This is a genomic window from Moraxella lacunata, assembly GCF_002027545.1.
Lineage (GTDB): Bacteria > Pseudomonadota > Gammaproteobacteria > Pseudomonadales > Moraxellaceae > Moraxella > Moraxella lacunata.
This window is the reverse complement of record NZ_MXAN01000091.1, coordinates 1-6,745: the sequence shown is the minus strand read 5'-3', so window position 1 is coordinate 6,745 and position 6,745 is coordinate 1. Positions and strand designations below refer to the sequence as shown.

6 protein-coding genes are annotated in these 6,745 nt (G+C 43.9%); 1 reads left to right on the top strand and 5 read right to left on the bottom strand.

Annotated features, from left to right (window positions below):
• Window positions 1-144: 144 nt before the first annotated feature.
• From B5J94_RS11875 to B5J94_RS11860, 4 genes are all read right to left on the bottom strand, one after another.
• Window positions 145-639, bottom strand: coding sequence for a flavin reductase (locus B5J94_RS11875; RefSeq protein ID WP_062500558.1), 495 nt, complete (start codon window positions 637-639; stop codon window positions 145-147).
• Window positions 640-819: 180 nt separating this feature from the next.
• The gene (locus tag B5J94_RS11870) at window positions 820-1,854 is read right to left on the bottom strand and encodes a methionine synthase (RefSeq protein WP_062500560.1); all 1,035 of its coding nucleotides are present in this window, start codon (window positions 1,852-1,854) and stop codon (window positions 820-822) included.
• Between the two features lie 209 nt (window positions 1,855-2,063).
• Window positions 2,064-3,041, bottom strand: coding sequence for a DUF1852 domain-containing protein (locus B5J94_RS11865; protein ID WP_062500562.1), 978 nt, complete (start codon window positions 3,039-3,041; stop codon window positions 2,064-2,066).
• Between the two features lie 464 nt (window positions 3,042-3,505).
• A complete protein-coding gene (locus tag B5J94_RS11860; protein WP_062500564.1) occupies window positions 3,506-4,123 on the bottom strand; it encodes a DUF3800 domain-containing protein in 618 nt (205 codons plus the stop codon).
• Between the two features lie 87 nt (window positions 4,124-4,210).
• On the opposite strand from B5J94_RS11860, the gene B5J94_RS11855 reads away from it, so the two are divergent.
• The gene (locus B5J94_RS11855; RefSeq protein ID WP_062500566.1) at window positions 4,211-5,116 is read left to right on the top strand and encodes an IS982 family transposase; all 906 of its coding nucleotides are present in this window, start codon (window positions 4,211-4,213) and stop codon (window positions 5,114-5,116) included.
• Window positions 5,117-5,174: 58 nt separating this feature from the next.
• Here B5J94_RS11855 and radA read toward each other — a convergent pair whose 3' ends face one another.
• On the bottom strand, window positions 5,175-6,581 hold the full coding sequence (gene radA / locus B5J94_RS11850) for a DNA repair protein RadA (protein WP_062500568.1): 1,407 nt from the start codon (window positions 6,579-6,581) through the stop codon (window positions 5,175-5,177).
• Window positions 6,582-6,745: the final 164 nt, after the last annotated feature.

Here is a 6,745-nt window from a genome sequence, read left to right as displayed (position 1 = left end):
ATTGAAAAATCAATAAGTTGTAACTTTCAGTTGATATTGAAGTAAAAACAACTTATTGCCTACTCCTTTTCCCAAAAAACCACATCACCCCCAAAACAAAAAAGCACAACTCACGTCGTGCTTTATGCTTTTTACCCAATCATCTTATACCAATGCCGTGCCGTCATCGGTTTTGTGATAATTACGGTTAAAATAAGTCAATGCCTTATCGCTGTCGCCTTGACGAATGGCGATAATCTCACAGATAAACACCCCATGCGTGCCAACTTCTTTAATCTCACCAATCTTGCAATCAAAGCTAATCAAGGCATCAGTTAGCATTGGCGAACCTGTGGTTAGTGTCTCCCAAGTGCCATGCGTGAAACGTTCATCAGAATTTAGCCGTGATGCAAAGGTATTAGACAAATGCGACTGCTCGGCAGTCAAGGTGTTGACCATAAGCACGCCATTTTTGACAAAATTGTCATAAAAACCGATATTTGTATTCATACACACGAGCAAAGTTGGGGGCGTGTCGGTAACGCTACATACTGCCGATGCCGTAAAGCCATGTCGCCCTGCCACGCCGTCTGTCGTTACCACATGAATGGCGGTGGTGAGTTTTGCCATTGCGTCTTTAAAATCTGTGATTGATACCATGTTATTTTCTTAAAATTATTTTTCTAATTCAAAAAGTATGCTACTAAGGAAAACCGTTCGTGGTGAGCTTGTCGAACCATGAAAAGGTTTTCTTTCACCCTTCGACAAGCTCAGGGCGAACGGAAAACCTACTTAGCATAAATGGTTGGGATTTTTTAAAACCCCAACATTTTTTACCAATTATTTACCTGCCAACTCGTTACGAATAATCTTCGCCCCTTCGCTAAGAGCGTGCAACTTGCCACGAGCAACCGTGCGAGACAGGGGAGCCATACCGCAGTTGGTGCTTGGGTAGAGCTTATCAGCGTCCACAAATTGCAAGGCTTTACGCAAAGTATCCGCCACTTGCTCAGGCGTTTCAATCTCATTGGTCGCCACATCAATCGCCCCAACCATGACCGTTTTGCCACGAATCAGCTCAATCAAATCCATTGGCACACGAGAATTTTGGCATTCTAGCGAGATGATGTCAATTTTGGATTGTTGCAGTTTTGGGAAACTCTCTTCGTATTGTCGCCATTCATTGCCCAAAGTTTGTTTCCAATCGGTGTTCGCCTTAATGCCGTAGCCGTAGCAGATATGTACTGCCGTTTGGCATTTTAGCCCGGAGATGGCACGCTCCAAGGTCGCCACGCCCCAATCGTTTAGCTCATCAAAAAACACATTAAACGCAGGCTCATCAAACTGAATAATATCCACGCCTACCGCTTCCAGCTCTTTTGCTTCTTCGTTTAGGATTTTGGCAAATTCCCACGCCAGCTTCTCACGGCTCTTATAATGCCCGTCATACAAGGTATCAATCATCGTCATCGGACCAGGCAGAGCCCATTTGATGAGCTTGTCGGTATGCTGACGCAAAAATTTGGCATCGTCCACAAACACCGATTTTGGGCGAGACACATCGCCTACCACGCTAGGCACGGAAGCATCATAGCGGTTACGAATGCGGACAGTTTCACGCTTGTTAAAATCCACACCGTCCAAATGCTCAATAAACGTGGTTACAAAGTGCTGACGGGTCTGCTCACCGTCGCTGACAATGTCAATGCCTGCTCTGGTCTGCTCGGCAAGCGATACCAAAAGTGCGTCTTGCTTGGCTTGTAATAACTCATCGCCTTCAAATTTCCATTCTGACCACAGTTTTTCAGGTTCGGCAAGCCAAGACGGTTTTGGCAAACTGCCTGCGGTGGAAGTGGGAAGTAAAATTTTGCTCATTGTGTTTTCCTAAATTAAAAAATGATTTCTATTTAAAAAGATGTGGTATAGAAAACCGTTCGTGGTGAGCTTGTCGAACCATGAAAAGGTTTTCTTTCACCCGCAGGCATGGCTCAGGGCGAACGGAAAACCATTTATCACCAAACTCCATTATACCAAAAAATTCAAATCAGCCGACCAAAATTTATCGGCTGATTGAAATTCATCTCTTATTTTTCAGCAAGCCAAGCGTCCAAAATCTCTTTGTAGGGCTTGATAAACTGCTCTTCGGCAAGTTTGCCTTGTTTTACCGCCAAATCGTTACGCTCCACACGGTCATAATCCACTTTTGGCACGGCATAATCTTCATAAGTTAGACTGCCTTTGTACACTTGCCCTGCAACCGAGTTGGCACTATAAATCTCTGGGCGGTAGATACGCTGGAACGCTTCCATGGTCGCAATGGTGCTAATCAGCTCTAAGTTGGTGTAATCGTTCAACAAATCGGCATTTTCATCAAAATAGAACGCATACGGAGCAACCGATTTTGGTGGCATAAAGTAACGCACTTTTAAGCCCATTTTGGCAAAATATTCATCGGTCAATGAATAGTCGTTTTGCACATATTCCACGCCCAAAATCGGGTGCGTGTTGGTGGTTCTGTGATAGGTGCGAGTGGTCGCAACGCTTAGGCACAGGACAGGCGGTTTTTTGGATTGAGCTTTGTACTCTTCGGACGCAACCATGAATTTGAACAATTTGCCATGCAAATCGCCATAACCTTCTGGTACAGTAAATTCAGGCTTGTCTTTGTTGTACTCACGAAGTAGCACGCTAAAATCATAATCACGGACAAACGATGAAAAGCTGTTGCCGATGATACCGTCAATGGTTTTGCCTGTTTTGTGGTCAACCACAGACGTTTTTAGCCATTCCAATCCTGAGAAAAATTCGCCCTTGCCTGCCACGTCAATGTCAATAGACACAATGTCAATCAGCACCGAATAGCGGTCGTTTGTTGGGTTGTCCCAAGTCGCTAGGTCATTAAAGCGGTTGTTAATCATTCTAATGGCGTTTTGTAGGTTTTGTTTGCGGTTTTCGCCACGAGCTAGGTTAGCAAAGTTGGTGGTCAAACGGGTGCTACTGGCTGGCTCATAGTTTTCATCAAAACGCTGGGTATGCACTCGGCATTGAAATTGTACGGTCATTTTTTCACCTTGCGGGGTTGTTTTTGGAATGTGTATATTAAACCACATTTTATTGATGAAAAAAACTGATATATTTTTAAAAAAAGTTGAAAAAAATTCAGGTTGGGGAAATGTTGTGGTTTTGGGTGTTTGTCTTTGGTGGATTTGTGGGGATAAATTGCAATTTGTCTGATGATAAGGTATGATTTTTGGGTGTTGTGTTTTTCCTACGCATTTATATTTAAAGTGGCGGGGGTTCAAGCACCACTATGCTTTTTCTTTTAAAAGGTGCATGGGATGCACTCTACGGAACTGATTTAACACACATTTTTACTTTATGCAAATATTTTTACAATTTTATGCACATTTTTTTGTAATTTTCATTGACCTTATGCACAAATAAAGGTAAGATATAACTATGGACAGGGTAGCGTAAGCGTAATTCCTAGTCGGCAAAAGCTCCAAAGAAATTTGGGGCTTTTGTTTTAGGGATAAATTCTCAACCCCAAATCTTCATACTCATGCCCTGTATGATTTGCTCCATGCTTACAATAAAATTTATGTTTAATAACATCAAAGGCTCGGTTAGTCTGAGCAGGTCTTAATACATGGTTACCAATGGGTCGTGCGATTAAATCCGCCAGTTGCATGCCTGATGAGTTGGCGTATTTTGATGCCAAAATCAGTTGAAATGGATAGCATTTATCTTGGCAAACACGCTCAAATTCAGCTTTTAACAACTTATCTTCATTCAATCCACGTTGTTCAAATACCACAAAAGTTTGGGCATCTTGCTGTCTTTTTTCACCCAAAAAATCATACAAGCGTTCAAGCCCCATTGACATTGCCAAATGATAAGGGTTGTCCGCAATATCGGCTTTGGGTAGTTCATCTTTGCGGATAACACAAGCGATGACAACAAATTTATTATTTTTCATCAATTCGCTAATATCATTTAAAAATGTTTGGTGTATCTCGTTGGGCTGATTAAACACCCCCTTACGTTTTAGAATATCTCGCTCATGTAAAATAATCATGTCATGCCCAAAATAATTAAATTTTAGGTTTTGAATGTCTTTAACAGTATGGTTGTTATACCCCACTCTCAACTAAACCAACCCAAGCCCCTTGAAACAAAAACGACATAGCCCAATCCTAAGTTTCACCACAAAACAATCTAGGAGCAAGCTATGTCGTATGATGATTTTATCATTGTTGTCTATCTTTTGGTAGAGGCTTTGTATCAAAATCTTGTAACCAAACCTTTAAGAAGTAAAGGCTTTCTCCCTGCCTTATCTGATGCCGAAGTCATCACCATGGAGCTTGTTGGAGAGTGCTTGGGTTTTGATACAGATAAAGGCATTTGGGCTTATTTTAAAAACTGCTATCAGCATTACTTCCCTAAATTAGGCTCGTACCCAAACTTTGCCAAACACTGTGCTAATTTGGTCTGGATTAAGGATAAGATGATGAGTGTGCTTGGTGCTTTATGTGTAAACCAAAATCATCAAAACAAATCGCCCTGCTTAATTGACAGCTTTCCTGTGTCTGTATGTGTCTATCAAAGAGCAAAAAGACACAAATCTTTTAAGGGTGTTGCCAGCTTTGGTTATTGTGCCAGTAAAGACGAACGTTATTTTGGGTTTAAAGCTCATCTTATGACAAACAAAGATGGTCAAATCCTAAGCTACATCCTAACACCTGCCAATACAGATAACAGACAAGCGGTGTTTGAGCTGACACAATCATTGCAAGGACAGCAAGTAAGGCAGTTGTTTGGAGATAAAGGCTATCTGTCCAAAGACTTACAAAGCGAACTTATTCAATTAGGCATTGATTTACAAACCCCACTTAGAGACAATATGAAAGATGACAGAAGTCAAAGTTTTTTGTCTTATCTTAAACGAACAAGAAAAACCACCCAAACAGTCATCTCACAATTATCCCAAAGGTTTAATGCGCAAACCACCAAAGCAAGAGATTTATGGCACCTGTCCAATCGTGTGATTAGAAAACTCTTAGCTCACAGTCTTTGTGTGCAGATTAACAAACAACTTGGCAACCCACCACTTAGGTTTGAGATGATTTTAAGTTGAGAGTGGGGTAAAATATATCTTTATTGAATAATACCGATTATTTGACTGCAAAAACCAATCACGCAAGCTCAAACGCCTTTATCAAGGCATCATCTAACCTATCCACAGCGATGATGTTGATTTTGGCAAAATTTTTATCGCCTGCTTTGGGGGCGTTGGCTTTGGGGATAATGGCGTGGGTAAAGCCGTGTTTCATCGCTTCTTTTAGGCGTTCTTGACCGTTTGGCACAGGGCGAATCTCCCCCGATAGCCCCACTTCGCCAAACACACACAGCCGAGCGGGGAGTGGTTTTTCCTTGATACTGGACGCACAGGCAATCAGCACCGCCAAATCCGAGCCTGTCTCCATGACCTTGACCCCGCCCACGACATTGACATACACGTCCTGACCGCTTGTGTAGATACCGCCATGACGGTGCATGACCGCAAGGAGCATGGAGAGCCGTTGATAATCAAGCCCCAACGCCATGCGTCTGGGCTGACCTTGCGAATCGTCCACCAACGCTTGCACTTCCACAAGCAAGGGGCGTGTGCCTTCACGGCTGACCATAACCACCGAGCCTGCAATGGGTTTGTCATATCGGCTCAAAAAAATGGCGGACGGATTGGCAACTTCCTTCAAGCCTGTGTCAGTCATACCAAAAATACCCAATTCATTGACCGCTCCAAAACGGTTTTTGACCGCACGAATCATTCTAAATCGGCTGTCCGATTCGCCTTCAAAATACAGCACCGTATCCACCATGTGTTCTAGCACACGAGGCCCTGCCAACGCCCCTTCTTTGGTAACGTGTCCCACCAAAAATAGAGCCGTGCCTGTCTGCTTGGCATAGCGTGTCAAGACGGCGGCGGATTCACGGATTTGGGCGACACCCCCAGGGGCGGACTGTATGGCTTCGGTAAAAAGCGTCTGGATTGAGTCAATGACGGCAATGGCAGGCTGTTCGGCGGTGAGTGCCATGCAAATGGTCTCAACGTTGGTCTCGGCAAGCACTCTTAGGCGGTCGGTCGGTAGCCCAAGTCGCACCGCACGCATGGCAACCTGCGACAGGCTCTCTTCGCCTGTGATATATAAAGCCGAGCCAGCGAGCGAATCGCTACTTGCCATGTTAATGGCGGTCTGCAAAAGGATTGTGGATTTGCCGATGCCAGGGTCGCCCCCAATCAGCACCACCGAGCCTGCCACAAGCCCACCGCCAAGCACACGGTCAAACTCGCCCAAGCCTGTGGGCATACGAGTTTCTAGCGAAAAGCCGACATTGGCAAGGGTCATCACCCCAGAGCTGTCGCCTGCATAGTTGGCGGTTTTTGGGGCGGATTTGGCGGTGCTTTTTTTGTGGTGAGGCATGGCGACATTGGGGGCTTCGGTGAGCGTGTTCCATTCGCCACAGTCGGCACATTGCCCTGACCATTTGCCGTAATTGGCTCCGCAGGATTGGCAGACGTAAGAGGATTTTTTTGCCATGATGAGTGTGTGTTAAAATTTGGGGTATTGTAGCATTTTTATTTGAAGCATGGCAAAAATTATACAGAAAAGCGGTTGTGTTTTTGTCGGTCTATTAGTTTGATAAAATTAGGTTTGGTAAAATTCATTCTCAGCTTAAAACAGCAACTTATTGATTTTTCAAT